This window comes from Pseudomonas sp. MT92 (genome assembly GCF_058792515.1).
In genome coordinates this window covers 18228-41302 of sequence record NZ_JBXAFA010000013.1, presented here as the reverse complement: position 1 = coordinate 41302, position 23075 = coordinate 18228, and the positions used below count along the sequence as shown (strand labels likewise).

The following is a 23075-nucleotide window of genomic DNA, read 5'->3' as shown; positions in this document are numbered from 1 at the left end:
CATCCAACCCGCACTTCAAGGAAACAGTCATGGCCAAGCAAGCGCTCATCCTAGTCGATATCCAAAACGACTACTTCCCCCAAGGCAAGTGGCCGCTGGCCGGCGCCGATGCCGCGGCAGACAACGCGGTCCGCCTGCTCAAAGCCTTCCGCGACGCTGGTGATTCAGTGGTGCATATCCGCCACGAATTCACGTCCGAAGAAGCACCGTTTTTCACCCCTGGCTCCGAAGGCGCGAAGTTGCACCCCAACGTTCTCAACCGTGCCGATGAGCCGGTGGTACTCAAGCACTTCGTCAACTCGTTCCGCGAAACTGAACTGCAGTCGATCCTCGACGAAAAAGGCGTCAAGGAACTGGTGGTCGTCGGCAGCATGAGCCACATGTGCATCGACGGTATCACCCGTGCCGCCAACGACCTCGGCTATAGCGTCACGGTGATTCACGACGCCTGTGCTTCCCGTGATCTGGAGTTCAACGGCCTGACCGTTCCGGCGGCCCAGGTGCATGCGGCCTTTATGTCAGCCTTGGGTTTTGCCTACGCCAAGGTGATTTCCACTGACGAGTTCCTGTCTGCCAGCCAGGGCTAGGACCGGAGCTTGCCACGCCTGGTGACGGATTGATCAATCCGACGCCCACAAAAAAGGCCCGACGCTGTAAGCGCCGGGCCTTTGTATTTAGAGCGGGGGAAGCGGCTTGTCAGAACGGAATATCGTCATCAAAGCTGTCGAAATCCGGTGCCGGTTGCGGCGCGGCTTGTTGCGGTGCCGGACGCTGTGGCTGCTGTTGCGGGGCAGGACGTGGAGCCTGCTGGCGCGGAGCGGATTGCTGGTAGTTGTTACCGCCGCCCTGGCCTTGCTGGTCGCCCTGTGGACGGCCGCCCAGCAGTTGCATGGTGCCTTGCATGTCGACGACGATTTCGGTGGTGTAACGCTTGATGCCGTCTTTTTCCCACTCGCGGGTCTGCAGCTTGCCTTCGATGTACACCTGCGAACCTTTACGCAGGTACTCGCCAGCGATCTCTGCAACTTTGCCGAACATCGACACACGGTGCCATTCGGTCTTTTCGACTTTCTGACCGGTTTGCTTGTCAGTCCACTGCTCGCTGGTCGCCAGACTCAGGTTGGTCACGGCGTTACCGTTTGGCAAGTAGCGAACTTCAGGATCCTGGCCGCAAGTGCCGACCAATATGACTTTGTTAACCCCACGGGCCATTACGTTCTCCTAGGCTACGCACGCTGCCTCGGCCGGGCTGTTCACCAGGCGCTCAAGGGTGGTGCGATCCAATAGTTCGGTGTCCAATTTGATGTAAATGGCCGCTTCATCAGCGACGATCACTGCATCTGTTACCCCTACGACCGCCTTCAGGCGCTCAACCAGACCCGCTTCGCGGATCGCCTCGGGCGACAACGGCAAGCGCAGGCTCGTGACGTAGGGAGGTTCGCGCATGGTAACAGCAAAGGCCAGCCAGAGGGCAGCCAGACCGGCGCATCCCAGGAACACAACCGACAAACCGCCATGCTGGAACAACCAGCCGCCGAGAATGCCGCCCAGTGCCGAACCGAGGAACTGGCTGGTGGAATACACCCCCATGGCCGTGCCCTTGCCGCCAGCCGGTGAAACCTTGCTGATCAGCGACGGCAACGAAGCTTCCAGCAGATTGAACGCAGTGAAGAACACCACCGTCCCGATCACCAGAGCCCGCAAGCTGTCGCCGAACTGCCAGAAGAATAGCTCAGTGAACATCAGCGTCAGTACCGCGCCCAACAAAACTCGTTTCATTTTGCGTTTTTTCTCGCCGTAGATAATGAACGGAATCATGGCGAAGAAGGAAATCAGCAGCGCGGTCAGATAGACCCACCAGTGCTGCTCTTTAGGCAGCCCGGCTTTTTCGACCAGGGCCAAGGGCAACGCAACGAAACTCGACATCAACATCGCGTGCAACACAAAGATGCCCAGGTCCAGTCGCAGCAGGTCCGGGTGCTTGAGCGTCGGAATCAGCGCCTGGCGTGCGACACCGGACTCACGATGCTGCAACGGCCCGGTGGCACGCGGCACCATGAACATCACGATCACAATGCCGAACAGTGCCATGCCACCGGTGGCGAGGAACAATCCGCTCAGGCCGAAAGCGCGCGTCAGCAAAGGTCCGACCACCATGGCGACGGCAAACGACAGGCCAATCGTCATGCCGATCATGGCCATGGCCTTGGTCCGATGCTGCTCGCGGGTCAGATCTGACAACAATGCCATGACTGCGGCGGAAATCGCTCCGGCCCCCTGGAGGATACGTCCGGCGATCACGCCCCAGATCGAATCGGCGTTGGCGGCCAGCAGACTGCCCAGCGCAAAGATAATCAAACCGAGATAAATGACCGGGCGGCGGCCGATGCGGTCGGAAATGAAACCGAAAGGAATCTGGAAAATCGCCTGGGTCAGGCCGTAAGCGCCAATCGCCAGCCCGATAAGGGCCGGGGTCGCTCCCGCCAGGTCCATCCCATAGGTCGCCAATACCGGCAACACCATGAACATGCCAAGCATACGGAAGGCGAACACCAGGGCCAGACCACTCGCCGCGCGGGTCTCGCTGCCACTCATGCGTTCGCTGTGGGGATCGTGCATGGAAAAACCTCATGTGAACCGGCGGCGATTCTACCAGTCCCATCGATTGGCGGGGTATATCGCGACGCTTTGACGCGCTCATCTGACAGACTCTTCATGTAAGCCAATACTCCCGTCATTTGATAGTGTGCATCCATCCAGTATTTGGCCGTATACTCTTACGTTTTCGACGCCCGCCAAGCGAGGCCACTTTGGACAAGATCCTGATTCGTGGGGCTCGAACCCACAACCTGAAGAACATCGACCTGACCCTGCCAAGGGACAAGCTGATCGTCATCACCGGCCTGTCCGGCTCCGGCAAGTCATCCCTGGCTTTCGATACGCTCTACGCCGAAGGCCAGCGCCGCTACGTCGAATCTTTGTCGGCCTACGCCCGCCAGTTCCTGTCGATGATGGAAAAGCCCGATGTCGACACCATCGAAGGCCTTTCGCCGGCCATCTCCATCGAACAGAAGTCGACCTCGCACAACCCGCGCTCGACGGTCGGCACCATCACCGAAATCTACGACTACCTGCGCCTGCTTTATGCGCGCGTGGGCATTCCGCGCTGTCCGGATCACGACATCCCGCTTGAGGCACAGACCGTCAGCCAGATGGTCGACCTGGTTCTGGCGCAACCGGAGGGTAGCAAGCTCATGCTGCTGGCCCCGGTCATTCGCGAGCGCAAAGGCGAGCACCTTTCGGTGTTCGAAGAGCTGCGCGCCCAGGGCTTCGTGCGTGCCCGGATCAACGGCAAGCTGTATGAGCTGGACGAAGCGCCCAAGCTCGACAAACAAAAGAAACATTCCATCGATGTGGTGGTCGACCGCTTCAAGGTCCGCGCCGACCTGCAGCAACGCCTGGCCGAATCCTTCGAGACTGCGCTGAAGCTGGCGGACGGCATCGCTCTGGTCGCACCGATGGACGATGAGCCGGGTGAAGAGATGATCTTCTCCGCGCGCTTCGCCTGCCCGATTTGCGGCCACGCCATCAGCGAGCTCGAACCCAAGCTGTTCTCCTTCAACAACCCGGCCGGCGCCTGCCCGACGTGTGATGGCCTGGGTGTGAAGCAATTTTTCGACATCAAGCGACTGGTCAATGGCGAGTTGACCCTGGCCGAAGGCGCGATTCGCGGCTGGGATCGACGCAACGTCTATTACTTCCAGATGCTCGGCTCTCTGGCCTCGCACTACAAGTTCAGCCTCGAAGTGCCGTTCAACGAACTGCCTGGCGACCAGCAGAAGTTCATCCTGCACGGTAGCGGCTCGCAAAACGTCGACTTCAAATACCTGAACGACCGTGGCGACATCGTCAAGCGTTCGCACCCGTTCGAAGGCATCGTGCCGAACCTGGAACGCCGGTACCGCGAAACCGAATCGGCTTCAGTGCGCGAAGAGCTGGCCAAGTTCTTAAGCACCCAGGCTTGCCCGGACTGCCGCGGCACCCGCCTGCGGCGTGAGGCGCGGCATGTATGGGTCGGCGAGAAAACCCTGCCGGCGGTGACCAACCTGCCCATCGGCGATGCCTGCGACTACTTCGGCGAGCTCAAGCTCACCGGACGTCGTGGGGAAATCGCCGACAAGATCCTCAAGGAAATCCGCGAGCGTCTGCAGTTCCTCGTCAACGTCGGTCTTGATTACCTGTCGCTGGATCGCAGCGCCGACACCTTGTCCGGTGGTGAGGCCCAGCGTATTCGCCTGGCCAGCCAGATCGGTGCCGGCCTGGTGGGTGTCCTGTACATCCTCGACGAGCCGTCGATTGGCTTGCACCAACGCGACAACGACCGGTTACTCGGCACCCTCAAGCACCTGCGGGACATCGGTAATACGGTGATCGTGGTCGAGCACGACGAAGATGCGATTCGCCTGGCTGACTATGTGGTGGATATCGGCCCGGGCGCCGGGGTTCATGGTGGGCATATCGTTGCCGAAGGCACGCCGGCCGAAGTCATGGCTCACCCAGACTCGCTGACGGGCAAGTACCTGTCGGGTCGGGTGAAGATCGAGGTGCCGGCCAAACGCACGCCGCGCAACAAGAAGCTGTCGCTATCGCTCAAGGGCGCTCGCGGCAACAATTTGCGCAACGTCGACCTCGAGATTCCGATCGGGCTGCTGACCTGTGTGACCGGTGTATCCGGCTCAGGCAAATCGACCCTGATCAACAACACGCTGTTTCCCCTGAGCGCCACGGCACTCAATGGCGCGACCACACTGGAAGCCGCCGCACACGACAGCATCAAGGGTCTGGAGCACCTGGACAAGGTCGTCGATATCGACCAGAGCCCGATTGGTCGTACGCCGCGTTCCAACCCGGCGACCTACACCGGGTTGTTCACGCCGATTCGCGAGCTGTTCGCCGGCGTGCCGGAGTCCCGCTCCCGTGGTTACGGGCCAGGGCGCTTCTCCTTCAACGTGAAGGGCGGACGCTGCGAGGCCTGCCAGGGCGATGGCCTGATCAAGGTGGAAATGCACTTCCTGCCGGACATCTACGTTCCTTGTGACGTGTGCAAGAGCAAGCGCTACAACCGCGAAACCCTGGAGATCAAGTACAAGGGCAAGAGCATCCACGAAACCCTCGAGATGACCATCGAGGAAGCGCGGGAGTTCTTCGACGCTGTGCCGGCACTGGCGCGCAAGCTGCAGACGCTTATGGATGTCGGCCTGTCTTACATCAAGCTGGGGCAATCGGCTACCACGCTGTCCGGTGGCGAAGCACAGCGGGTGAAACTGTCCCGCGAACTGTCCAAGCGCGACACGGGCAAGACCCTGTACATCCTCGACGAGCCGACCACGGGCCTGCACTTCGCAGATATCCAGCAACTGCTCGACGTGTTGCATAGACTGCGCGACCACGGCAACACGGTCGTAGTGATCGAGCACAACCTGGACGTGATCAAGACCGCTGACTGGTTGGTGGACCTGGGGCCTGAAGGCGGGTCCAAGGGCGGCCAAATCATTGCCGTCGGTACACCGGAGGAAGTTGCAGAGATGAAACAGTCTCACACCGGCTTCTACCTGAAACCGCTGCTGGAACGCGATCGGGCCTGAGCCCGCAAAAAGAAAAAGCCCCTGTCACTTCATCAGTGACAGGGGCTTTTTTAAATCCGCAGCAATCAGGTGTGCGATTGCAGGTAGTTCTCGAGACCGATCAACTTGATCAGACCCAACTGCTTTTCCAGCCAGTACGTGTGATCTTCTTCGGTGTCATTGAGCTGAATACGCAAGATTTCGCGACTGACGTAATCCTTGTGCTGCTCGCAAAGCTCGATACCTTTGCACAGTGCTGCGCGGACCTTGTACTCAAGACGCAGATCAGCCTCGAGCATCTCAGGCACTGTAGTGCCCACATCGAGATCGTCCGGACGCATGCGTGGCGTGCCTTCCAGCATCAGGATCCGCCGCATCAACGCATCGGCGTGACCGGCTTCTTCTTCCATCTCGTGATTGATTCGTTCGTAGAGCTTGGTGAATCCCCAGTCCTCATACATCCGCGAATGGACGAAATATTGATCACGCGCGGCCAATTCGCCGGTCAGCAACGTGTTGAGGTAATCGATAACGTCTGGGTGGCCTTGCATCGCCCTACATCTCCCTGCTTGAAAGTCTGTAGTTTGAACCAAGCTGCTTGGCAGGTCACTCGATTCAAGCAATAAAAGCGAAGATATTCTGAGAAAATCAGCTTAATTAACGCAAAAACCGCCCAATCAAGGGCGGTTCTGCTTCTCATTTAGACTTCGTTAAGCTGTACGTCGAGCAGCTTCGCGATTGCTTCTCCATACGCCGGATCAGCCTTGTAGAAATGCTGCAATTGGCGGTCAACCACATCACTGGATACACCTCCCATCGCACCGGCGATGTTACCGACCAACAATGCTTTCTGCTGATCGCTCATCAAGCGAAACAGCGCACCGGCATGACTGTAGTAATCGGTATCTTTGCGGTGATCGTAGCGATCGGCCGAACCGCTTAACGCGAGCGCTGGCTCCGCGTAACGAGGTGCTTGTTTAGGCGATTCGACATAACTGTTCGGTTCGTAGTTGGGTGCTGCACCGCCATTGGTGCCAAACGCCATCGATCCATCGCGCTGATAGCTGTTAACCGGGCTACGCGGAGCGTTAACCGGCAATTGTTGGTGATTGGTGCCGACACGGTAGCGGTGAGCATCGGCATAAGCGAAAACGCGCCCCTGTAGCATCCGGTCTGGCGACAGCCCGACCCCAGGCACCATATTGCTTGGGCCGAATGCCGCTTGCTCGACTTCTGCGAAATAGTTGAGCGGGTTGCGATTGAGCTCCAACTCGCCGACTTCAATCAGCGGAAACTCTTTCTGCGACCAGGTCTTGGTCACGTCGAACGGATTCTCATAATGCGCGGCAGCTTGTGCTTCGGTCATGATCTGGATGCACACACGCCATTTCGGGAAGTCGCCACGCTCGATGGCGCTGAACAGATCACGCTGAGCGTAATCCGGATCAGTACCCGCGAGGCGCGCAGCTTCTGCCGGCGCCAGGTTCTTGATCCCTTGTCGGGTCTTGTAGTGCCACTTGACCCAGTGGCGCTCGCCATTGGCATTGATCAAGCTATACGTGTGACTGCCGAAGCCGTGCATGTGACGATAGCCGTCAGGAATGCCTCGATCGGAAAACAGGATCGTGACCTGGTGCAGCGCTTCAGGAGAGTGGGACCAGAAGTCCCACATCGCCTGCGCGCTTTTGAGATTGCTTTGCGGCAGCCGCTTTTGCGTATGGATAAAGTCCGGAAATTTGAGCGGATCGCGGATGAAGAACACTGGTGTGTTGTTGCCAACAATGTCCCAGTTTCCTTCCTCGGTGTAGAACTTCAACGCGAAACCGCGTGGATCGCGCTCGGTATCCGCCGAACCGCGCTCACCGCCAACGGTGGAAAACCGCAAAAAGGTCGGCGTTTGTTTGCCCACTGCTTCAAACAGCTTGGCGCTGGTGAACTGAGTAATGTCGCGAGTCACGGTAAACGTACCGTACGCACCCGAACCTTTGGCGTGAACACGTCGTTCGGGGATGTTTTCTCGGTTGAAGTGGGCGAGTTTCTCGATCAGGTGGAAATCGTCGAGCAGCAGCGGACCCCGAGGGCCGGCGGAACGGGAATTCTGATTATCGGCGACAGGAGCGCCACTGGCGGTGGTCAGTGTTTTATTTTGGCTCATGCGAACTCTTCCTTTGTCAGTCTTGAACTGCCGGGGAATCGGCTTGGCGGGAAGTATTGATCATCATCATGACAGCCACAAATTCATTAACTTGCGGACATCGATAGAAAATTACTAATAATCAACCCACGCTTATAGTGCCGACCGGAAAGGATTGAAGCTTGTACGCAGAGCGCATTTCTTACAGGCACAAAAAACCGGGCACTGGGCCCGGTTCCTTGTTTCAGACTGACGTCTTACTCAGCGGATACAGCTTCACCGCCGACAGCACGATCAACCAACTCGACGTACGCCATAGGCGCGTTGTCGCCAGCGCGGAAACCGCACTTGAGGATGCGCAGGTAGCCACCCTCACGGGTAGCGTAACGCTTGCCCAGGTCGTTGAAGAGCTTACCAACGATAGCTTTCGAACGAGTACGGTCGAAAGCCAGACGGCGGTTAGCCAGGCTGTCTGTCTTGGCCAGAGTGATCAGCGGCTCAGCAACGCGACGCAGTTCTTTGGCTTTTGGCAGAGTAGTTTTGATCAGCTCGTGCTCGAACAGCGACACCGCCATGTTCTGGAACATGGCCTTGCGGTGCGAGCTGGTGCGGCTGAGGTGACGACCACTTTTACGATGACGCATGGTTCATTCCTTACCAAACACTACGTTCGGTGATTACGACGATCAGGCAGTCGCCTTGTCGTCCTTCTTAAGACTTGCAGGCGGCCAGTTGTCGAGGCGCATGCCGAGGGACAGACCGCGGGAGGCCAGAACGTCCTTGATTTCAGTCAAGGATTTCTTGCCCAGGTTCGGAGTCTTCAACAGCTCTACTTCGGTACGCTGAATCAGGTCACCGATGTAGTAGATGTTTTCCGCCTTAAGGCAGTTAGCCGAACGTACAGTCAGTTCCAGATCGTCAACCGGGCGAAGCAGGATCGGATCGATCTCGTCTTCTTGCTCGATTACCACTGGTTCGCTGTCACCTTTGAGGTCGACGAACGCAGCCAACTGCTGTTGCAGGATGGTTGCAGCGCGGCGGATAGCCTCTTCAGGATCCAGAGTACCGTTGGTTTCCAGATCAATAACCAGCTTGTCCAGGTTAGTACGCTGTTCGACACGGGCGTTTTCCACCACGTATGCGATACGGCGAACCGGGCTGAACGAAGAGTCAAGCTGCAAGCGACCAATGCTGCGGCTTTCGTCTTCATCGCTCTGACGCGAGTCTGCCGGTTCATAACCACGACCACGAGCTACGACGAGCTTCATGTTCAGGGCGCCGTTAGACGCCAGGTTAGCGATTACGTGATCGGGGTTAACGATCTCGACATCATGATCCAGCTGAATATCGGCAGCGGTAACCACCCCCGAACCCTTCTTCGACAAGGTCAGCGTAACTTCGTCACGGCCGTGCAGCTTGATAGCCAGACCTTTAAGGTTCAACAGGATTTCAATTACGTCTTCCTGTACACCTTCGATGGCGCTGTACTCGTGGAGCACACCGTCAATCTCGGCCTCGACTACTGCACAGCCGGGCATTGAGGACAACAGGATGCGGCGCAGCGCGTTGCCCAGGGTGTGGCCAAAGCCACGCTCGAGAGGCTCGAGAGTGATCTTGGCGCGGGTTGGACTGACAACCTGCACATCAATGTGGCGGGGTGTCAGGAACTCATTTACCGAAATCTGCATGGATGCACCTATTTTCTAGCCCTTACTTGGAGTAGAGCTCGACAATCAGGCTTTCGTTGATGTCGGCGGACAGATCACTGCGAGCTGGAACGTTCTTGAAAACGCCCGACTTCTTCTCAGTGTCTACTTCTACCCATTCTACGCGGCCACGTTGGGCACACAGATCGAGAGCTTGGACAATGCGAAGTTGATTTTTTGCTTTCTCGCGAACAGCGACCACGTCACCAGCACGAACCTGGTAGGACGGTACGTTAACGGTCTGACCGTTTACGCTGATCGACTTGTGCGATACCAGTTGGCGGGATTCGGCACGAGTCGAACCAAAGCCCATACGGTATACAACGTTGTCCAGACGGCATTCGAGCAGTTGCAACAGGTTTTCGCCAGTTGCGCCTTTCTTGCCAGCAGCTTCTTTGTAGTAGCCGCTGAATTGACGCTCGAGAACGCCGTAGATACGACGGACCTTCTGCTTTTCACGCAGTTGGGTGCCGTAATCGGACTGGCGACCGCGGCGCTGACCGTGGATACCAGGTGCTGCTTCAATGTTGCACTTCGATTCGATCGCGCGCACGCCGCTCTTCAGGAAGAGATCGGTGCCTTCGCGACGAGCGAGTTTGCATTTTGGACCAATGTAACGAGCCATTCTTTACAATCTCCTGGATTACACGCGGCGCTTCTTCGGCGGACGGCACCCGTTGTGCGGGATTGGCGTCACGTCGGTGATGCTGGCGATCTTGTAGCCACAGCCGTTCAAAGCGCGGACTGCGGATTCACGACCTGGGCCTGGACCTTTGACGTTTACGTCGAGGTTTTTCAGGCCGTATTCCAGCGCAGCTTGACCAGCACGTTCAGCAGCTACTTGAGCAGCAAACGGGGTGGACTTGCGGGAACCGCGGAAACCCGAACCACCGGAGGTAGCCCAGGAAAGAGCGTTACCTTGACGGTCGGTAATGGTCACGATGGTGTTGTTAAAAGATGCATGGATGTGGGCGATGCCATCAACCACTGTCTTTTTAACTTTTTTACGAGGACGAGCAGCAGGTTTTGCCATGATTAATTTCCTGTCGATTCGCTGGGGCGATTACTTGCGGATCGGCTTACGCGGACCTTTACGGGTACGCGCGTTGGTCTTGGTACGCTGACCGCGTACTGGAAGACCACGACGATGACGCAGACCGCGATAGCAACCGAGGTCCATCAAGCGCTTGATTTTCATGTTGATTTCGCGACGCAGGTCACCTTCAGTGGTGAACTTCGCCACTTCGCCACGCAGCTGTTCAATTTGCTCGTCGCTCAGATCCTTGATCTTTGCTGCTGGGTTTACCCCAGTATCTGCACAAATTTTCTGTGCAGTAGTGCGACCAACACCATAGATGTAGGTCAGCGAGATAACAGTATGCTTGTTATCTGGAATGTTAACGCCTGCAATACGGGCCATTCAGTGGGACTCCAATTGACAGCTACCTACGCCCCGGAAGCCAAGAAATAGGGCGCGAGATAATATCGCTGTAATAACAAATAATCAACCCGGCAGCGCACTAGCTGCCGGGCTTGAAGCACAATCACACTCAGCCTTGGCGCTGTTTGTGACGCGGTTCCGCGCTGCAAATTACTCGAACAACACCTTCGCGGCGAATAATCTTGCAGTTACGGCACAGCTTTTTCACCGATGCACGAACTTTCATCACCAACTCCTCGAACCTTATGGGTACTCAGCGCAACATGCCGCTGCCGTAACCCTTCAGGTTGGCTTTCTTCATCAGGGATTCGTACTGGTGCGAAACGAGGTGCGATTGTACTTGGGACATGAAGTCCATCACAACCACGACCACGATCAGCAACGAGGTCCCGCCAAGGTAGAACGGAACGTTGGCTGCAACCACCAGGAACTGGGGCAACAGGCAGACGGCCGTCATGTAAAGAGCACCGAACATGGTCAAGCGAGTCAGAACGCCATCAATGTAGCGCGCAGACTGCTCACCTGGACGGATGCCCGGAATAAAGGCACCGGACTTCTTCAGGTTTTCCGCTACGTCTTTCGGATTGAACATCAACGCCGTATAGAAGAAGCAGAAGAAAATAATCCCTGCACTAAACAGCAGAATATTCAACGGCTGACCAGGAGCGATCGACTGCGAGATGTCCTGCAACCAGCCCATACCTTCAGACTGACCGAACCAGGCACCCAACGAAGCCGGGAACAGCAATATGCTGCTCGCGAAAATAGCCGGAATAACACCGGCCATGTTCACCTTCAGCGGCAAGTGGCTGGTCTGCGCAGCAAAGACCTTGCGACCCTGCTGACGCTTGGCGTAGTGAACAGCAATACGACGCTGGCCACGCTCAATGAACACCACGAAACCGATAATCGCTACTGCCAGCAAACCGATGGCAACCAGGGCGAAGATGTTGATATCACCCTGACGTGCAGACTCGAAAGACTGCCCGATCGCTCTCGGAAGACCGGCGACGATACCCGAAAAAATCAACATCGAGATACCGTTGCCAACACCACGCTCAGTAATCTGCTCACCCAGCCACATCATGAACATCGCACCAGCCACAAAAGTGGATACTGCGACGAAATGGAAGCCAAAGTCACCAGTGAACGCTACGCCCTGCCCCGCCAGACCAATGGACATGCCAATGGCTTGAACGAGAGCGAGGACGACAGTGCCGTAGCGGGTGTACTGGCTGATCTTGCGACGGCCAGCTTCACCTTCCTTCTTCAACTGCTCCAGCTGCGGGCTGACGGCGGTCATCAGCTGCATGATGATCGATGCCGAAATGTACGGCATGATCCCCAGTGCAAAGATGCTCATCCGCTCCAGCGCGCCGCCGGAAAACATGTTGAACAAGCTAAGAATGGTCCCCTCATTCTGTCGAAACAGGTCCGCGAGTCGGTCCGGGTTGATACCTGGAACCGGGATGTGTGCGCCTATTCGGTAGACGATAATCGCCAAGAACAGAAAACGCAGACGAGCCCAGAGTTCAGACATACCGCCTTTGCCGAGCGCAGAGAGAGCACCTTGCTTAGCCATTTATTCCTCGAACTTGCCGCCAGCTGCTTCGATAGCCGCACGCGCACCTTTGGTGGCGCCGATTCCCTTGCCGATAGTGACAGCGCGAGTAACTTCACCGGACAGCATGATTTTCACACGCTGTACGTTGACGTTGATCACGTTGGCATCTTTCAGGGACTGCACGGTGACGATGTCGCCTTCCACTTTAGCCAGCTCGGACAGACGCACTTCTGCGCGATCCATGGCTTTCAGGGAAACGAAACCGAACTTCGGCAGGCGACGATGCAGCGGCTGTTGACCGCCTTCAAAGCCTGGAGCAATGGTGCCACCGGAGCGGGAAGTCTGACCTTTGTGGCCACGGCCACCAGTCTTACCCAAACCACTACCGATACCACGGCCCGGACGATGCTTTTCGCGACGGGAACCCGGCGCTGGACTCAGATCATTGAGTTTCATCGATTAACCCTCGACACGCAGCATGTAGTAAGCCTTGTTGATCATCCCGCGATTCTCGGGAGTATCCTGGACTTCTACAGTATGACCGATGCGACGCAGACCCAGACCCTTAACGCACAGTTTGTGGTTAGGGATGCGGCCGGTCATGCTTTTGATCAGCGTAACTTTAACGGTAGCCATGATCAGAAGATCTCCTTGACGCTTTTGCCACGCTTGGCGGCAATGGATTCAGGAGACTGCATAGCCTTCAAACCTTTGAAAGTGGCGTGAACCACGTTTACCGGGTTAGTCGAGCCGTAGCACTTGGCCAGAACGTTCTGAACGCCAGCAACTTCGAGAACGGCACGCATAGCGCCGCCAGCGATGATACCGGTACCTTCAGAAGCAGGCTGCATGTACACCTTCGAAGCGCCGTGAGCGGACTTCATTGCGTACTGCAGAGTGGTGCCGTTCAGATCAACCTGGATCATGTTGCGGCGAGCAGCTTCCATTGCCTTCTGGATCGCAGCAGGCACTTCACGCGACTTGCCACGGCCGAAGCCAACGCGCCCTTTACCATCACCAACCACGGTCAACGCGGTGAAAGTGAAGATACGGCCGCCTTTAACGGTTTTGGCTACGCGGTTAACTTGAACCAGCTTCTCAATGTAGCCTTCGTCGCGCTTTTGGTCGTTATTTGACATAACTTAGAACTCCAGCCCAGCTTCACGAGCAGCATCAGCCAACGCTTTAACGCGGCCATGGTACTTGAAGCCAGAGCGGTCGAAAGCCACCTGCGAGACGCCAGCGGCCTTAGCACGCGTAGCGACCAGCTGGCCAACCTTAGTGGCCGCGTCGATGTTGCCAGTGGCGCCATCACGCAGTTCTTTATCCAAAGTCGAGGCGCTTGCCAGGACTTTGTTGCCGTCGGCCGAAATGACCTGGGCGTAAATGTGCTGCGAAGAGCGGAACACGCAGAGACGCACGACTTCGAGTTCGTGCATTTTCAGGCGTGCTTTGCGAGCGCGACGCAGTCGAGTAACTTTTTTGTCGGTCATTTGCTATGCCCTACTTCTTCTTGGCTTCTTTACGACGGACGACTTCGTCCGCGTAGCGCACACCTTTGCCTTTGTACGGCTCTGGTGGACGGAAGTCGCGGATCTCGGCGGCCACTTGACCTACCAGCTGCTTGTCGATGCCCTTGATCAGGATATCGGTCTGGCTAGGAGTCTCAGCGGTGATGCCTTCCGGCAGTTCGTAATCCACTGGATGCGAGAAGCCAAGAGCCAGGTTCAGCACTGTGCCTTTTGCTTGCGCTTTGTAACCAACACCGACCAGCTGGAGCTTGCGCTCGAAGCCTTGGCTTACGCCTTGGACCATGTTGTTTACCAACGCACGAGTGGTACCAGCCATTGCGCGAGTTTGTTGATCGCCATTGCGAGCAGCGAAACGCAGCTCACCAGCTTCTTCAACAATCTCAACGGACGAATGGATGTTCAGTTCGAGAGTGCCCTTGGCACCCTTCACCGAAAGCTGTTGGCCTGCGAATTTTACTTCGACACCGGCTGGCAGCTTAACGGGGTTCTTAGCGACGCGAGACATGCTTATCCCCCCTTAGAACACAGTGCAAAGAACTTCGCCGCCGACACCGGCAGCGCGCGCAGCACGATCAGTCATCACACCCTTGTTGGTGGAGACGATAGACACACCGAGACCGCCACGAACTTTTGGCAGATCATCGACGGACTTGTACTGACGCAGGCCTGGACGGCTAACGCGCTTCACTTCTTCGATAACCGGACGGCCTTCGAAGTATTTCAGCTCGATGGACAGCAGTGGCTTTGTTTCGCTGCTGATCTGATAACCCGCAATGTAACCTTCGTCCTTCAGGACTTTGGCAACAGCTACCTTCAACGTGGAAGATGGCATGCTTACGACGGACTTTTCAGCCATCTGGGCATTACGGATACGAGTTAGCATGTCCGCTAACGGGTCCTGCATACTCATGGGCTAGACGCTCCTAATACAAAAAAATTAGCCTTGCGGCTATTACGTGTCGCCGAGAATCTCCGAGCATAGAAAACACGGGCTCAGGCGAGCCGGGTATTCTAGACACACCCCAGAAATGAATCAAGCCCCAAAAGGGGCTTGATTCAGATTCAAGGCCACCGGTGGTCAGGATCTTGCGATTCCGACCACCGAGACTTTGACAGTACTTACCAGCTAGCTTTAACCAGACCTGGTACGTCACCACGCATTGCCGCTTCACGCAGTTTGTTACGGCCGAGGCCGAACTTGCGGTAAACGCCGTGTGGACGACCGGTCAGGCGGCAGCGGTTACGCATGCGCGAAGCGCTTGCGTCACGTGGCTGCTTCTGCAGGGCTACTGTAGCTTCCCAACGCGCTTCTGGACTTGCGTTCAGATCAACGATGATAGCTTTCAGTGCTGCACGCTTCTTGGCGTACTTGGCAACCGTGAGCTGACGCTTCAGCTCGCGGTTTTTCATGCTCATCTTGGCCATGGTCCTACTCCAATCAGTTGCGGAACGGGAATTTGAACGCACGCAGCAGAGCGCGGCCTTCATCATCGTTCTTGGCAGTGGTGGTCAGGGTGATGTCCAGACCGCGGAGAGCATCGATCTTATCGTAGTCGATTTCCGGGAAGATGATCTGCTCTTTCACGCCCATGCTGTAGTTGCCACGACCATCGAAGGACTTGGCATTCAGGCCGCGGAAGTCGCGAACCCGAGGCAGGGAGATCGACAGCAGACGATCCAGGAACTCGTACATACGCTCACGGCGCAGGGTCACTTTGACGCCGATCGGCCAACCTTCACGGACTTTAAAGCCAGCGATGGATTTGCGAGCGTAGGTCACAACGACTTTCTGGCCGGTGATCTTTTCCAGGTCAGCAACAGCGTGCTCGATGACTTTTTTGTCGCCGATCGCTTCGCCCAGACCCATGTTCAGGGTGATTTTGGTAACGCGCGGAACTTCCATCACGTTCGAAAGCTTAAGTTCTTCCTTAAGTTTCGGAGCGATTTCCTTCCGGTAAATCTCTTTTAGTCGTGCCATGGTCTTCTACCTAGCAGTGTTCAAGCATCAACCGCTTTTTGGGTCGACTTGAAGACACGAATTTTCTTACCGTCTTCTACTTTGAAACCAACGCGGTCAGCCTTGTTGGTTTCGCCGTTGAAGATGGCGACGTTGGAAGCGTGCAGTGGCGCTTCTTTCTCGACGATACCGCCCTGTACGCCCGACATCGGGTTTGGCTTGGTATGACGCTTGACCAGGTTCAGACCACCAACAACCAGACGGTTGTCAGCAAGAACCTTCAGCACCTTACCGCGCTTACCTTTGTCTTTGCCGGCGATCACGATGATCTCGTCGTCACGACGAATCTTTTGCATGTCGGATCTCCTTACAGCACTTCTGGGGCGAGCGAGACGATCTTCATGAACTTCTCAGTACGAAGTTCACGGGTCACTGGCCCAAAGATACGGGTGCCGATCGGCTCTTGCTTGTTGTTCAGAAGAACAGCAGCGTTGCCATCAAAGCGGATAATGGAGCCATCAGCACGACGTACGCCGTGACGAGTGCGGACTACAACAGCAGTCATCACTTGGCCTTTTTTCACCTTACCGCGAGGAATTGCTTCCTTCACGGTAACTTTGATGATGTCACCGATACCAGCGTAACGACGATGGGAGCCACCCAGCACCTTGATGCACATAACGCGGCGAGCGCCGCTGTTATCGGCCACATCGAGCATGGATTGAGTCTGAATCATATAATTTCTCCGACCCCTAGTCCTTAGACTTCCACAGCGCGTTCGAGAACATCAACCAGCGCCCAAGACTTGGTCTTGGCCAAAGGACGAGTTTCACGAATAGTGACTTTGTCGCCGATGTGGCACTGATTGGTTTCGTCGTGCGCGTGCAGCTTAGTCGAACGCTTAACGTATTTACCGTAGATCGGGTGCTTTACGCGACGCTCGATCAGAACGGTGATGGTTTTGTCCATCTTGTCGCTGACAACACGGCCAGTCAGCGTACGGACAGTTTTTTCGGCTTCAGCCATGATTACTTACCTGCCTGCTGGTTGAGCACAGTCTTCACGCGAGCGATGTCACGCTTAACTTGCGAGAGCAGATGAGACTGCCCCAACTGGCCAGTTGCTTTCTGCATACGCAGATTGAACTGGTCGCGCAGCAAGCCGAGCAGTTGCTCGTTCAGCTGCTGTGCGGATTTTTCACGAAGTTCATTCGCTTTCATCACATCACCGTCCGTTTAACAAAGGCGGTGGCGAGCGGCAGCTTTGCAGCAGCCAGGGCAAAAGCCTCACGCGCCAGCTCTTCAGTTACACCCTCGATTTCATACAGGACTTTGCCTGGCTGAATCTGGGCTACCCAGTATTCCACGTTACCCTTACCTTTACCCATCCGAACCTCGAGAGGTTTTTTGGAGATCGGCTTGTCCGGGAATACACGGATCCAGATCTTGCCACCACGCTTTACGTGACGGGTCAGAGCACGACGCGCTGACTCGATCTGACGAGCGGTGAGACGACCACGAGCAACAGACTTCAGCGCGAACTCGCCGAAGCTGACTTTGCTACCGCGCAATGCCAGGCCACGGTTGTGACCAGTCATTTGCTTGCGGAACTTCGTACGCTTTGGTTGCAACATTTGGCGTACCCCTTACTTAGCAGCTTTTTTACGAGGCGCTGGTGCTTGTGGTTTCAGTTCTTCTTGGCGACCACCAATTACTTCGCCTTTGAAGATCCAAACCTTTACACCGATCACACCGTAGGTGGTGTGAGCTTCGTAGTTGGCATAGTCGATGTCGGCACGCAGGGTGTGCAGTGGCACACGACCTTCGCGATACCATTCAGTACGTGCGATTTCAGCACCGCCGAGACGACCGCTCACTTGGATTTTGATGCCTTTGGCACCAATGCGCATTGCGTTCTGTACAGCGCGCTTCATAGCGCGACGGAACATAACGCGACGCTCCAGCTGCTGAGCTACGCTCTGCGCAACCAGCATACCGTCGAGCTCCGGCTTGCGGATCTCTTCGATATTGATGTGCACAGGCACACCCATTTGCTTGGTCAGGTCCTGACGCAGTTTCTCAACATCTTCACCTTTCTTCCCGATAACGATACCTGGACGAGCGGTGTGGATGGTGATACGTGCAGTTTGGGCCGGACGATGGATATCGATACGGCTTACGGACGCGCTTTTTAGTTTGTCTTGGAGATACTCACGCACCTTCAGATCAGCGAACAAGTAGTCCGCATAAGTCCGACCGTCTGCGTACCAGACGGAGGTGTGCTCCTTGACGATTCCCAGGCGAATGCCAATGGGATGTACTTTCTGACCCATCTCTTCGACTCCGTTACTTGTCAGCAACCTTGACAGTGATATGGCAAGACCGCTTGACGATGCGATCAGCACGGCCTTTGGCACGCGGCATGATGCGCTTCAGCGAACGCCCTTCGTTAACGAAAACGGTGCTGACTTTCAGGTCATCAACGTCTGCGCCTTCGTTATGCTCGGCGTTGGCTACGGCCGACTCCAGCACTTTCTTCATGATCTCGGCGGCTTTCTTACTGCTGAAAGCCAACAGGTTGAGCGCTTCGCCCACCTTCTTCCCGCGGATCTGGTCGGCGACCAAGCGGGCTTTCTGGGCGGAGATTCGAGCGCCCGACAACTTAGCGGCTACTTCCATTTCCTAACCCCTTAACGCTTGGCTTTCTTGTCTGCCACGTGCCCACGATAAGTGCGGGTACCGGCGAACTCGCCCAGTTTGTGGCCGACCATGTCTTCGTTAACGAGAACTGGGACGTGTTGACGACCGTTGTGTACTGCGATGGTCAGACCGACCATTTGTGGCAGGATCATCGAGCGACGCGACCAGGTTTTAACTGGTTTGCGATCGTTCTTTTCCGCCGCCACTTCGATCTTCTTCAGTAGGTGAAGATCGATAAAAGGACCTTTTTTCAGAGAACGTGGCACTGTCGTATCCCTCTATTTACTTGCGACGACGGACGATCATTTTGTCGGTACGCTTATTACCACGAGTCTTCGCGCCCTTAGTCGGGAAGCCCCATGGCGATACCGGATGACGACCACCAGAGGTACGACCTTCACCACCACCATGTGGGTGGTCAACCGGGTTCATGGCAACACCACGAACGGTTGGGCGAACGCCACGCCAGCGTTTGGCACCAGCTTTACCCAGCGAACGCAGGCTGTGCTCGGAGTTCGAGACTTCGCCCAGGGTCGCGCGGCACTCAGCCAGCACTTTACGCATCTCACCAGAACGCAGACGCAGGGTCACGTAGACACCTTCACGAGCGATCAGCTGAGCCGAAGCACCAGCGGAACGAGCGATCTGTGCGCCTTTACCTGGCTTCAATTCGATGCCGTGTACGGTGCTACCAACTGGAATGTTACGCAGTTGCAGAGCGTTGCCCGGCTTGATCGGCGCCAAAGCACCTGCGATCAGCTGGTCGCCAGCGCTCACGCCTTTAGGGGCGATGATGTAGCGACGCTCGCCATCTGCGTACAGCAGCAGAGCGATGTGAGCAGTACGGTTTGGATCGTATTCGATACGCTCGACAGTGGCAGCGATGCCATCTTTGTCGTTACGACGGAAGTCGACCAGACGATAATGCTGCTTATGACCACCACCGATGTGACGAGTGGTAATACGGCCATTGTTGTTACGACCACCAGACTTCGACTTCTTCTCGAGCAGCGGTGCGTGAGGAGCGCCTTTATGCAGCTCCTGGTTGACCACCTTGACCACAAAACGGCGGCCAGGGGAAGTCGGTTTGCATTTAACGATTGCCATGATGCACCCCTTCCTTACTCAGCACTGCTGCTGAAATCGAGATCTTGGCCTGGCTGAAGGGAGATAACTGCCTTCTTCCAGTCATTACGCTTGCCCAGACCGCGAGCAGTGCGCTTGCTCTTACCCAGAACATTCAGGGTAGTAACACGCTCTACTTTCACGCTGAACAGGCTTTCGACGGCCTTCTTGATTTCCAGCTTGGTTGCATCAGTAGCAACCTTGAAAACGAACTGGCCTTTCTTGTCTGCCAGAACCGTAGCCTTCTCGGAAACGTGCGGGCCAAGCAGAACTTTAAATACGCGTTCCTGGTTCATCCCAGCAGCTCCTCGAATTTCTTCACGGCCGACACGGTGATCAACACCTTGTCGTATGCGATCAGACTAACTGGATCGGAACCTTGCACGTCACGTACATCTACGTGCGGCAGGTTACGAGCAGCCAGGTACAGGTTCTGATCAACAGCGTCCGACACGATCAAAACATCGGTCAGGCTCATGTTGTTCAGCTTGCCCAGCAGGTCTTTGGTTTTCGGCGTTTCAACAGCGAAATCCTGAACCACGACCAGACGATCAGTACGCACCAGCTCAGCAAGGATGGAACGCATTGCTGCGCGATACATCTTCTTGTTCAGCTTCTGGGAGTGATCCTGAGGACGAGCTGCGAAAGTGGTACCGCCGCCACGCCAGATTGGGCTACGGATAGTACCGGCACGAGCACGGCCAGTACCTTTCTGACGCCATGGGCGCTTACCGCCACCAGAAACGTCGGAACGGGTCTTTTGCTGCTTGCTACCTTGACGGCCGCCAGCCATGTAGGCCACGACTGCTTGGTGAACCAGCGTCTCGTTGAATTCGCCGCCAAATGTCAGTTCGGAAACTTCGATCGCTTGAGCGTCATTTACATTTAATTGCATGTCAGCTTCCCCTTAACCGCGAGCCTTGGCTGCTGGACGTACAACCAAGTTGCCGCCAGTAGCGCCAGGAACAGCGCCCTTGACCAACAACAGATTGCGTTCAGCGTCCACGCGCACTACTTCGAGGGACTGCACGGTCACGCGCTCAGCGCCCATATGACCGGACATTTTTTTGCCCTTGAATACACGACCAGGAGTCTGGCACTGGCCGATAGAGCCTGGAACGCGGTGGGATACGGAGTTACCGTGGGTGTTATCTTGCCCGCGGAAGTTCCAACGCTTGATCGTACCCTGGAAGCCTTTACCCTTGGACTGACCGGTTACATCAACCAGCTGACCAGCGGCGAAGATTTCAGCGTTGATCAGATCGCCGGCCTGGTACTCGCCTTCTTCAAGACGGAATTCCATTACGGTACGACCAGCGGCAACGTTCGCTTTAGCGAAGTGGCCAGCCTGAGCTGCTGTTACACGCGAAGCACGACGCTCGCCGACAGTGACTTGCACTGCACGATAGCCATCGGTCTCTTCAGTTTTGAACTGGGTGACGCGATTCGGTTCGATCTCAATGACCGTGACCGGAATGGAGACACCTTCTTCGGTGAAAATACGGGTCATACCGCATTTACGACCGACTACACCAATAGTCATGTTGTAAACCTCATGAGTGTACGGGGCTTTCACCCGCTATGGCCGCCCATTTCAGAGCGTTACACGACTAAGACCGAGTCTTAGCCGAGGCTGATCTGCACTTCCACACCGGCCGCAAGATCAAGCTTCATAAGTGCATCAACGGTTTTATCCGTTGGCTGGACGATGTCCAGAACGCGCTTATGAGTACGGATCTCGTACTGGTCACGCGCGTCTTTGTTGACGTGCGGGGAGACCAGAACAGTGAACCGCTCTTTACGGGTAGGCAGTGGAATTGGACCACGCACTTGAGCACCAGTACGTTTCGCGGTTTCCACGATTTCCTGGGTGGATTGGTCGATCAGGCGATGGTCGAAAGCCTTCAACCTGATACGGATTTGCTGATTTTGCATTGGATTTCAGACTCCGGCTGCTATTCCCACCGGGCGCAATACGCCCGTTAAAAGGAGGCGCAATTCTATAGACGCCCCCGATAGGTGTCAACCCAATAAAAAAAGCCCCCGCTGAGCGGGGGCCTTTTCAAAGCATCAAAGCTAACTCAAAAAGAGCTTACTCGATGATTTTAGCTACAACACCAGCACCAACGGTACGGCCGCCTTCACGGATAGCGAAGCGCAGACCGTCTTCCATTGCGATGGTTTTGATCAGGGTAACAGTCATTTGAATGTTATCGCCTGGCATTACCATTTCAACGCCTTCTGGCAGTTCGCAGTTACCGGTCACGTCAGTAGTACGGAAGTAGAACTGTGGACGGTAGCCTTTGAAGAACGGAGTGTGACGACCGCCTTCTTCCTTGCTCAGAACGTAAACTTCTGCGGTGAACTTGGTGTGCGGCTTAACCGAACCTGGCTTAACCAGAACCTGGCCACGCTCAACGTCGTCACGCTTGGTACCACGCAGCAGAACGCCGCAGTTCTCGCCAGCACGACCTTCGTCGAGCAGTTTGCGGAACATTTCAACACCGGTGCAGGTGGTGGTGGTGGTGTCACGCAGACCAACGATTTCCAGTGCATCTTGAACGCGAACGATACCGCGCTCGATACGACCAGTCACAACAGTACCACGACCCGAGATCGAGAATACGTCTTCGATTGGCATCAGGAATGGCTTGTCGATAGCACGCTCTGGCTCTGGGATGTAGCTGTCCAGAGTCTCTACCAGGCGCTTAACGGCAGTGGTGCCCATCTCGTTTTCATCGTTACCTTCCAGCGCCATACGCGCGGAACCGATGATGATTGGAGTGTCGTCACCTGGGAAGTCGTAAGTGCTCAGCAGATCGCGCACTTCCATCTCAACCAGTTCCAGCAGCTCTGCGTCGTCTACCAGGTCTGCCTTGTTCAGGAAAACCACGATGTACGGAACGCCTACCTGACGGGACAGCAGGATGTGCTCACGGGTTTGCGGCATCGGACCATCAGCGGCCGAGCAAACCAGGATAGCGCCGTCCATCTGGGCAGCACCGGTGATCATGTTCTTCACGTAGTCAGCGTGACCTGGGCAGTCAACGTGAGCGTAGTGACGAATGCTCGAGTTGTACTCAACGTGCGCGGTGTTGATGGTGATACCGCGAGCTTTCTCTTCTGGTGCGCTGTCGATCTTGTCGAAGTCAACACGAGCCGAACCGAAAACTTCGGAGCAGACGCGAGTCAGAGCAGCGGTCAGAGTGGTTTTACCGTGGTCAACGTGACCGATAGTGCCAACGTTGACGTGCGGTAGGGAACGATCAAATTTTTCTTTAGCCACGACAATT

35 protein-coding genes are annotated in these 23075 nt (G+C 56.0%); 2 read left to right on the top strand and 33 right to left on the bottom strand.

Features of this window, described 5'->3' with window-relative positions; all coding sequences use genetic code 11:
- Positions 1–29: 29 nt before the first annotated feature.
- Positions 30–587 (top strand): cysteine hydrolase family protein, encoded by a 558-nt coding sequence (locus AC1Q6D_RS22890; RefSeq protein WP_103403386.1) that lies wholly within the window; start codon positions 30–32, stop codon positions 585–587.
- 109 nt (positions 588–696) lie between these two features.
- Here the strand turns inward: AC1Q6D_RS22890 and AC1Q6D_RS22885 are convergent, their stop codons facing one another.
- Positions 697–1212 (bottom strand): single-stranded DNA-binding protein, encoded by a 516-nt coding sequence (locus AC1Q6D_RS22885; RefSeq protein WP_007970128.1) that lies wholly within the window; start codon positions 1210–1212, stop codon positions 697–699.
- A gap of 9 nt (positions 1213–1221) precedes the next feature.
- Positions 1222–2619 (bottom strand): MFS transporter, encoded by a 1398-nt coding sequence (locus AC1Q6D_RS22880; protein ID WP_103403385.1) that lies wholly within the window; start codon positions 2617–2619, stop codon positions 1222–1224.
- 191 nt (positions 2620–2810) lie between these two features.
- Between AC1Q6D_RS22880 and uvrA the strand changes: the two genes are divergently transcribed.
- The gene (gene uvrA, locus AC1Q6D_RS22875) at positions 2811–5645 is read left to right on the top strand and encodes an excinuclease ABC subunit UvrA (RefSeq protein WP_047533932.1); all 2835 of its coding nucleotides are present in this window, start codon (positions 2811–2813) and stop codon (positions 5643–5645) included.
- Between the two features lie 65 nt (positions 5646–5710).
- Here uvrA and bfr read toward each other — a convergent pair whose 3' ends face one another.
- The 31 genes from bfr to tuf form a co-directional block, all read right to left on the bottom strand.
- The gene (gene bfr / locus AC1Q6D_RS22870; protein WP_025109504.1) at positions 5711–6175 is read right to left on the bottom strand and encodes a bacterioferritin; all 465 of its coding nucleotides are present in this window, start codon (positions 6173–6175) and stop codon (positions 5711–5713) included.
- Between the two features lie 149 nt (positions 6176–6324).
- The gene (locus AC1Q6D_RS22865; protein WP_103403384.1) at positions 6325–7779 is read right to left on the bottom strand and encodes a catalase; all 1455 of its coding nucleotides are present in this window, start codon (positions 7777–7779) and stop codon (positions 6325–6327) included.
- 236 nt (positions 7780–8015) lie between these two features.
- Positions 8016–8402 carry a 50S ribosomal protein L17 gene (gene rplQ, locus AC1Q6D_RS22860; protein WP_007924175.1) on the bottom strand — a complete coding sequence of 129 codons (387 nt, stop codon included), beginning with the start codon at positions 8400–8402 and terminating at the stop codon, positions 8016–8018.
- 42 nt (positions 8403–8444) lie between these two features.
- Positions 8445–9446: a DNA-directed RNA polymerase subunit alpha gene (locus AC1Q6D_RS22855; protein ID WP_007924176.1), complete on the bottom strand. Its 1002-nt coding sequence runs from the start codon at positions 9444–9446 to the stop codon at positions 8445–8447.
- A 22-nt stretch (positions 9447–9468) separates the two neighbouring features.
- Positions 9469–10089 (bottom strand): 30S ribosomal protein S4, encoded by a 621-nt coding sequence (gene rpsD / locus AC1Q6D_RS22850; RefSeq protein ID WP_003176404.1) that lies wholly within the window; start codon positions 10087–10089, stop codon positions 9469–9471.
- Between the two features lie 18 nt (positions 10090–10107).
- Entirely contained in the window at positions 10108–10497 is a 390-nt protein-coding gene (gene rpsK, locus AC1Q6D_RS22845) for a 30S ribosomal protein S11 (RefSeq protein WP_002555466.1), read from the bottom strand.
- 30 nt (positions 10498–10527) lie between these two features.
- Positions 10528–10884 carry a 30S ribosomal protein S13 gene (gene rpsM, locus AC1Q6D_RS22840; protein ID WP_008374135.1) on the bottom strand — a complete coding sequence of 119 codons (357 nt, stop codon included), beginning with the start codon at positions 10882–10884 and terminating at the stop codon, positions 10528–10530.
- A 130-nt stretch (positions 10885–11014) separates the two neighbouring features.
- A complete protein-coding gene (gene rpmJ, locus AC1Q6D_RS22835) occupies positions 11015–11131 on the bottom strand; it encodes a 50S ribosomal protein L36 (RefSeq protein ID WP_002555468.1) in 117 nt (38 codons plus the stop codon).
- A gap of 27 nt (positions 11132–11158) precedes the next feature.
- Entirely contained in the window at positions 11159–12487 is a 1329-nt protein-coding gene (gene secY, locus AC1Q6D_RS22830; protein WP_003228718.1) for a preprotein translocase subunit SecY, read from the bottom strand.
- Entirely contained in the window at positions 12488–12925 is a 438-nt protein-coding gene (rplO, locus tag AC1Q6D_RS22825) for a 50S ribosomal protein L15 (RefSeq protein ID WP_003228720.1), read from the bottom strand.
- Positions 12926–12928: 3 nt separating this feature from the next.
- The gene (gene rpmD / locus AC1Q6D_RS22820) at positions 12929–13105 is read right to left on the bottom strand and encodes a 50S ribosomal protein L30 (RefSeq protein ID WP_003176408.1); all 177 of its coding nucleotides are present in this window, start codon (positions 13103–13105) and stop codon (positions 12929–12931) included.
- Between the two features lie 2 nt (positions 13106–13107).
- Positions 13108–13608: a 30S ribosomal protein S5 gene (gene rpsE / locus AC1Q6D_RS22815; protein ID WP_003186035.1), complete on the bottom strand. Its 501-nt coding sequence runs from the start codon at positions 13606–13608 to the stop codon at positions 13108–13110.
- A gap of 3 nt (positions 13609–13611) precedes the next feature.
- The gene (gene rplR, locus AC1Q6D_RS22810; protein WP_003186037.1) at positions 13612–13962 is read right to left on the bottom strand and encodes a 50S ribosomal protein L18; all 351 of its coding nucleotides are present in this window, start codon (positions 13960–13962) and stop codon (positions 13612–13614) included.
- A 10-nt stretch (positions 13963–13972) separates the two neighbouring features.
- The gene (gene rplF, locus AC1Q6D_RS22805; RefSeq protein ID WP_003176412.1) at positions 13973–14506 is read right to left on the bottom strand and encodes a 50S ribosomal protein L6; all 534 of its coding nucleotides are present in this window, start codon (positions 14504–14506) and stop codon (positions 13973–13975) included.
- Between the two features lie 12 nt (positions 14507–14518).
- Entirely contained in the window at positions 14519–14911 is a 393-nt protein-coding gene (gene rpsH, locus AC1Q6D_RS22800) for a 30S ribosomal protein S8 (protein WP_008065722.1), read from the bottom strand.
- Between the two features lie 209 nt (positions 14912–15120).
- A complete protein-coding gene (rpsN, locus tag AC1Q6D_RS22795; RefSeq protein WP_003176414.1) occupies positions 15121–15426 on the bottom strand; it encodes a 30S ribosomal protein S14 in 306 nt (101 codons plus the stop codon).
- A gap of 13 nt (positions 15427–15439) precedes the next feature.
- Complete coding sequence (gene rplE / locus AC1Q6D_RS22790) at positions 15440–15979, bottom strand: 50S ribosomal protein L5 (protein WP_003210069.1); 540 nt, start codon at positions 15977–15979, stop codon at positions 15440–15442.
- 20 nt (positions 15980–15999) lie between these two features.
- Positions 16000–16314: a 50S ribosomal protein L24 gene (gene rplX, locus AC1Q6D_RS22785; RefSeq protein WP_003186046.1), complete on the bottom strand. Its 315-nt coding sequence runs from the start codon at positions 16312–16314 to the stop codon at positions 16000–16002.
- Positions 16315–16325: 11 nt separating this feature from the next.
- On the bottom strand, positions 16326–16694 hold the full coding sequence (gene rplN, locus AC1Q6D_RS22780) for a 50S ribosomal protein L14 (protein WP_002555479.1): 369 nt from the start codon (positions 16692–16694) through the stop codon (positions 16326–16328).
- A gap of 23 nt (positions 16695–16717) precedes the next feature.
- Complete coding sequence (gene rpsQ, locus AC1Q6D_RS22775; RefSeq protein WP_003176419.1) at positions 16718–16984, bottom strand: 30S ribosomal protein S17; 267 nt, start codon at positions 16982–16984, stop codon at positions 16718–16720.
- 2 nt (positions 16985–16986) lie between these two features.
- Entirely contained in the window at positions 16987–17178 is a 192-nt protein-coding gene (rpmC, locus tag AC1Q6D_RS22770; protein WP_002555481.1) for a 50S ribosomal protein L29, read from the bottom strand.
- Positions 17178–17591: a 50S ribosomal protein L16 gene (gene rplP, locus AC1Q6D_RS22765; RefSeq protein WP_025215754.1), complete on the bottom strand. Its 414-nt coding sequence runs from the start codon at positions 17589–17591 to the stop codon at positions 17178–17180. Before rplP ends, rpmC begins: the two co-directional genes overlap by 1 nt.
- 12 nt (positions 17592–17603) lie before the next feature.
- Positions 17604–18290: a 30S ribosomal protein S3 gene (rpsC, locus tag AC1Q6D_RS22760; protein ID WP_003176422.1), complete on the bottom strand. Its 687-nt coding sequence runs from the start codon at positions 18288–18290 to the stop codon at positions 17604–17606.
- A 13-nt stretch (positions 18291–18303) separates the two neighbouring features.
- Positions 18304–18636 carry a 50S ribosomal protein L22 gene (rplV, locus tag AC1Q6D_RS22755; RefSeq protein WP_003103908.1) on the bottom strand — a complete coding sequence of 111 codons (333 nt, stop codon included), beginning with the start codon at positions 18634–18636 and terminating at the stop codon, positions 18304–18306.
- Between the two features lie 11 nt (positions 18637–18647).
- Complete coding sequence (gene rpsS, locus AC1Q6D_RS22750; protein ID WP_002555486.1) at positions 18648–18923, bottom strand: 30S ribosomal protein S19; 276 nt, start codon at positions 18921–18923, stop codon at positions 18648–18650.
- Between the two features lie 16 nt (positions 18924–18939).
- On the bottom strand, positions 18940–19764 hold the full coding sequence (gene rplB / locus AC1Q6D_RS22745) for a 50S ribosomal protein L2 (RefSeq protein WP_003186055.1): 825 nt from the start codon (positions 19762–19764) through the stop codon (positions 18940–18942).
- A 14-nt stretch (positions 19765–19778) separates the two neighbouring features.
- Positions 19779–20078 carry a 50S ribosomal protein L23 gene (rplW, locus tag AC1Q6D_RS22740; protein ID WP_002555488.1) on the bottom strand — a complete coding sequence of 100 codons (300 nt, stop codon included), beginning with the start codon at positions 20076–20078 and terminating at the stop codon, positions 19779–19781.
- Positions 20075–20677: a 50S ribosomal protein L4 gene (gene rplD / locus AC1Q6D_RS22735; protein ID WP_007924200.1), complete on the bottom strand. Its 603-nt coding sequence runs from the start codon at positions 20675–20677 to the stop codon at positions 20075–20077. The genes rplW and rplD overlap by 4 nt, the downstream gene beginning before the upstream one ends.
- A 12-nt stretch (positions 20678–20689) precedes the next feature.
- Positions 20690–21325, bottom strand: coding sequence for a 50S ribosomal protein L3 (rplC, locus tag AC1Q6D_RS22730; RefSeq protein ID WP_003186059.1), 636 nt, complete (start codon positions 21323–21325; stop codon positions 20690–20692).
- Between the two features lie 80 nt (positions 21326–21405).
- Positions 21406–21717, bottom strand: a complete 312-nt coding sequence (gene rpsJ / locus AC1Q6D_RS22725; protein ID WP_003186070.1) for a 30S ribosomal protein S10 — start codon at positions 21715–21717, stop codon at positions 21406–21408.
- Between the two features lie 157 nt (positions 21718–21874).
- Positions 21875–23068 (bottom strand): elongation factor Tu, encoded by a 1194-nt coding sequence (gene tuf / locus AC1Q6D_RS22720; RefSeq protein ID WP_103403382.1) that lies wholly within the window; start codon positions 23066–23068, stop codon positions 21875–21877.
- Positions 23069–23075: the final 7 nt, after the last annotated feature.

What these genes read in the sequence shown, in the direction of transcription:
- AC1Q6D_RS22890 (WP_103403386.1), top strand. Translation starts at nt 30, where the DNA reads ATGGCCAAGCAAGCGCTCATCCTAGTCGATATCCAAAACGACTACTTC.
- AC1Q6D_RS22885 (WP_007970128.1), bottom strand. Translation starts at nt 1,212, where the DNA reads ATGGCCCGTGGGGTTAACAAAGTCATATTGGTCGGCACTTGCGGCCAG.
- AC1Q6D_RS22880 (WP_103403385.1), bottom strand. Translation starts at nt 2,619, where the DNA reads ATGCACGATCCCCACAGCGAACGCATGAGTGGCAGCGAGACCCGCGCG.
- bfr (WP_025109504.1), bottom strand. Translation starts at nt 6,175, where the DNA reads ATGCAAGGCCACCCAGACGTTATCGATTACCTCAACACGTTGCTGACC.
- AC1Q6D_RS22865 (WP_103403384.1), bottom strand. Translation starts at nt 7,779, where the DNA reads ATGAGCCAAAATAAAACACTGACCACCGCCAGTGGCGCTCCTGTCGCC.
- rplQ (WP_007924175.1), bottom strand. Translation starts at nt 8,402, where the DNA reads ATGCGTCATCGTAAAAGTGGTCGTCACCTCAGCCGCACCAGCTCGCAC.
- AC1Q6D_RS22855 (WP_007924176.1), bottom strand. Translation starts at nt 9,446, where the DNA reads ATGCAGATTTCGGTAAATGAGTTCCTGACACCCCGCCACATTGATGTG.
- rpsD (WP_003176404.1), bottom strand. Translation starts at nt 10,089, where the DNA reads ATGGCTCGTTACATTGGTCCAAAATGCAAACTCGCTCGTCGCGAAGGC.
- rpsK (WP_002555466.1), bottom strand. Translation starts at nt 10,497, where the DNA reads ATGGCAAAACCTGCTGCTCGTCCTCGTAAAAAAGTTAAAAAGACAGTG.
- rpsM (WP_008374135.1), bottom strand. Translation starts at nt 10,884, where the DNA reads ATGGCCCGTATTGCAGGCGTTAACATTCCAGATAACAAGCATACTGTT.
- rpmJ (WP_002555468.1), bottom strand. Translation starts at nt 11,131, where the DNA reads ATGAAAGTTCGTGCATCGGTGAAAAAGCTGTGCCGTAACTGCAAGATT.
- secY (WP_003228718.1), bottom strand. Translation starts at nt 12,487, where the DNA reads ATGGCTAAGCAAGGTGCTCTCTCTGCGCTCGGCAAAGGCGGTATGTCT.
- rplO (WP_003228720.1), bottom strand. Translation starts at nt 12,925, where the DNA reads ATGAAACTCAATGATCTGAGTCCAGCGCCGGGTTCCCGTCGCGAAAAG.
- rpmD (WP_003176408.1), bottom strand. Translation starts at nt 13,105, where the DNA reads ATGGCTACCGTTAAAGTTACGCTGATCAAAAGCATGACCGGCCGCATC.
- rpsE (WP_003186035.1), bottom strand. Translation starts at nt 13,608, where the DNA reads ATGTCAAATAACGACCAAAAGCGCGACGAAGGCTACATTGAGAAGCTG.
- rplR (WP_003186037.1), bottom strand. Translation starts at nt 13,962, where the DNA reads ATGACCGACAAAAAAGTTACTCGACTGCGTCGCGCTCGCAAAGCACGC.
- rplF (WP_003176412.1), bottom strand. Translation starts at nt 14,506, where the DNA reads ATGTCTCGCGTCGCTAAGAACCCCGTTAAGCTGCCAGCCGGTGTCGAA.
- rpsH (WP_008065722.1), bottom strand. Translation starts at nt 14,911, where the DNA reads ATGAGTATGCAGGACCCGTTAGCGGACATGCTAACTCGTATCCGTAAT.
- rpsN (WP_003176414.1), bottom strand. Translation starts at nt 15,426, where the DNA reads ATGGCCAAGATGAGCATGAAAAACCGCGAGCTGAAGCGTCAGCTCACG.
- rplE (WP_003210069.1), bottom strand. Translation starts at nt 15,979, where the DNA reads ATGGCACGACTAAAAGAGATTTACCGGAAGGAAATCGCTCCGAAACTT.
- rplX (WP_003186046.1), bottom strand. Translation starts at nt 16,314, where the DNA reads ATGCAAAAGATTCGTCGTGACGACGAGATCATCGTGATCGCCGGCAAA.
- rplN (WP_002555479.1), bottom strand. Translation starts at nt 16,694, where the DNA reads ATGATTCAGACTCAATCCATGCTCGATGTGGCCGATAACAGCGGCGCT.
- rpsQ (WP_003176419.1), bottom strand. Translation starts at nt 16,984, where the DNA reads ATGGCTGAAGCCGAAAAAACTGTCCGTACGCTGACTGGCCGTGTTGTC.
- rpmC (WP_002555481.1), bottom strand. Translation starts at nt 17,178, where the DNA reads ATGAAAGCGAATGAACTTCGTGAAAAATCCGCACAGCAGCTGAACGAG.
- rplP (WP_025215754.1), bottom strand. Translation starts at nt 17,591, where the DNA reads ATGTTGCAACCAAAGCGTACGAAGTTCCGCAAGCAAATGACTGGTCAC.
- rpsC (WP_003176422.1), bottom strand. Translation starts at nt 18,290, where the DNA reads ATGGGTCAGAAAGTACATCCCATTGGCATTCGCCTGGGAATCGTCAAG.
- rplV (WP_003103908.1), bottom strand. Translation starts at nt 18,636, where the DNA reads ATGGAAGTAGCCGCTAAGTTGTCGGGCGCTCGAATCTCCGCCCAGAAA.
- rplB (WP_003186055.1), bottom strand. Translation starts at nt 19,764, where the DNA reads ATGGCAATCGTTAAATGCAAACCGACTTCCCCTGGCCGCCGTTTTGTG.
- rplW (WP_002555488.1), bottom strand. Translation starts at nt 20,078, where the DNA reads ATGAACCAGGAACGCGTATTTAAAGTTCTGCTTGGCCCGCACGTTTCC.
- rplD (WP_007924200.1), bottom strand. Translation starts at nt 20,677, where the DNA reads ATGCAATTAAATGTAAATGACGCTCAAGCGATCGAAGTTTCCGAACTG.
- rplC (WP_003186059.1), bottom strand. Translation starts at nt 21,325, where the DNA reads ATGACTATTGGTGTAGTCGGTCGTAAATGCGGTATGACCCGTATTTTC.
- rpsJ (WP_003186070.1), bottom strand. Translation starts at nt 21,717, where the DNA reads ATGCAAAATCAGCAAATCCGTATCAGGTTGAAGGCTTTCGACCATCGC.